At 33.0% G+C, this 2,211-nt stretch carries 3 protein-coding genes; all 3 read left to right on the plus strand.

From position 1 onward, the window contains the following. A partial coding sequence (locus H1P_RS37145; protein ID WP_186376335.1) for a hypothetical protein occupies positions 1-1,240 on the plus strand: 1,240 nt, incomplete at its 5' end. Positions 1,241-1,388: 148 nt separating this feature from the next. Then, positions 1,389-1,643: a hypothetical protein gene (locus tag H1P_RS35275; protein ID WP_144876434.1), complete on the plus strand. Its 255-nt coding sequence runs from the start codon at positions 1,389-1,391 to the stop codon at positions 1,641-1,643. A 53-nt stretch (positions 1,644-1,696) separates the two neighbouring features. Beyond that, the gene (locus tag H1P_RS35280; RefSeq protein ID WP_246142082.1) at positions 1,697-2,071 is read left to right on the plus strand and encodes a L,D-transpeptidase family protein; all 375 of its coding nucleotides are present in this window, start codon (positions 1,697-1,699) and stop codon (positions 2,069-2,071) included. Positions 2,072-2,211 lie beyond the last annotated feature (140 nt).

Consider the following 2,211-nt stretch of genomic DNA (forward strand, 5'->3'; position numbering starts at 1 on the left):
TATTTTAGAACAAGGTCAAAAAAAATGTGTTCTTATCTTAGGAATGTCTCATCAAAAATGGTCCGAGAAACTTCAATCTGACCGAAAAAACTTACAACATCATGACCTAGAAGTCTTAGCAATAGAAGTAGTCGAGACGACTAGAGGAGAAATTATCAAATTCTTAATTAATCAGTTAGCTAACACTGTCGGAAAACCCGTACAAATTATCTCAGATCATGGAAGCGACCTGAAAAAAGGAATTGAACTATATATAACTGAAAATCCTGAAGTAATTTATACTTACGATTTCACACATCAAATCGCTTTATGGTTAAAACAAGAGTTATCAAATAATCAAAAATTTCAAGAGTTTTTACATCAATGTAATTTGACTCGTTCTCAAATACAACAAACAGCATTATCGTTTCTAATTCCGACTGCTCAACGGTCTAAAGCTAGATATCATAATATAGAGCTTCTAGTTAATTGGGGGTTAAATGTTCTTCAATACTGGTCAAAACAAGATTTTTCTCTTATTAGTAGTCAATTTATTATAGATAGAGAAACTTTGTTGATCTTAAGAGAAGAACTCGACCAAACTTCTTTAAGCAAACTAGCCCAAAATCTTGGTGAAACCGCGTCAGATTCTAACTCTTTTTATCAATTAATTACCGAGAAAATTGGTCGAGAGCAATGTGAAAAAAAAGGTAAAATAATTTCTCAAGCAGCAGAAGTAGGACGGAGAAAATTCTTAGAGAAGTTAGGTTGGTTATTGACTTATGAAAAAGAACTTCATATTTATGCTGAAATACTTAAAGTTTTTGACTTAGCTAAAAAGCAATTTCATCAACAAGGATTACATCAAGAATCCTTACAAGATTGGTTGGAATTAACGGAGAAATTTTCGGATTCACCTTGGGTTAGAGCGAGCCAGGAAAAGGTCACTCAATACTTAGCTATTGAAGCACAAAAAGTACCGCCAAATCAAACTTTTCTAGCCACATCAGATATAATTGAGTCAATTTTTGGTAAATACAAAATCTTTTCTGACTCTTCGACCTGTTCGGAGATTAATGAAATGATTTTAACACTTCTTTTATCTACTACTAAACTAACTCCAGATCAAGTACTCCAAGCGATGGAAAGTATTCAGATAGCTAATGTTACTGCTTGGTCAAAAGAAGTTTTTGGTCAATCTATGCTCTCAAAAAGAAAAGTAGCTTTTTCCACTGAGGAAAATTACACAAAAGTTGCATGAATTTGTTCGCGATCGCTTTGACCAAAATCAACACCCTAGCTTCTATCTTCTGCCTCGCTTCTCATTTAAGTAGCCCAAGCTAACAGAATTTGATATGAGCTAAGGTTAAAATCGTGTTGTTTTAAATGACAATCGAGCTAATTTTAAAGTGAAAAAAATATTTGTACCGAGAAATATAGTAAGATTTAGCTTTTCTATTCTAACTATAGCTACTTCATATTGGTTACTTAATAAAAGAGGCTATCTACCACCAATTAATTACTTTTTTTCTCAAACCGTAGAAACTAACAATTTACAGCTATTAGCTGTAACCAATAATTTACTTAATTATCAATTACCAATTACCGAAATTATTCAAGCACCAATTGAATTCAAGCACCAATTGATAAGTCACAGACAGTAATTCTAATTAATAAGTCACACTTTATCCTAACTATTTATTATCAAAACCAACCAATTAAATCTTATCCTGTAGTTTTTGGTTCTAATTTTATTGGAGATAAATTGAAAGAAGGAGATCTGAAAACTCCTGAAGGTATATTTAAAGTTAAAGATTTATATCCTCATCCTCAATGGTCTAAATTTGTTTGGCTAGACTATCCAAATCAACAATCGTGGCACAAACATTTACAAGCAAAAAAACAAGGAATCATTCCTTTATCGGCATCAGTTGGTAGTGCTATTGGTATACATGGGGTTAATCAAGGTAATGATTATTTGATAGAGGAAAGGAATAATTGGACATGGGGTTGTATTTCGCTAAAAAATAAAGATGTAGATGAAATTTATTCTGTAATTGAAATCGGTACTGTAGTTAAAATTATTTCTTAATTCAGATAGGTGATATAGCCGTACAAAATTAGATTAGCGGTGCGCGGGGATGGGGAGACTTCAACCAACCATAGACAACTGTTGGCAGCAAAATCTCAAACCAGAAAAGTCTCCCCTATCCACCCCCGCGCCGACGTAAG

The sequence above is a fragment of the Hyella patelloides LEGE 07179 genome (genome assembly GCF_900659865.1).
GTDB lineage: Bacteria > Cyanobacteriota > Cyanobacteriia > Cyanobacteriales > Xenococcaceae > Hyella > Hyella patelloides.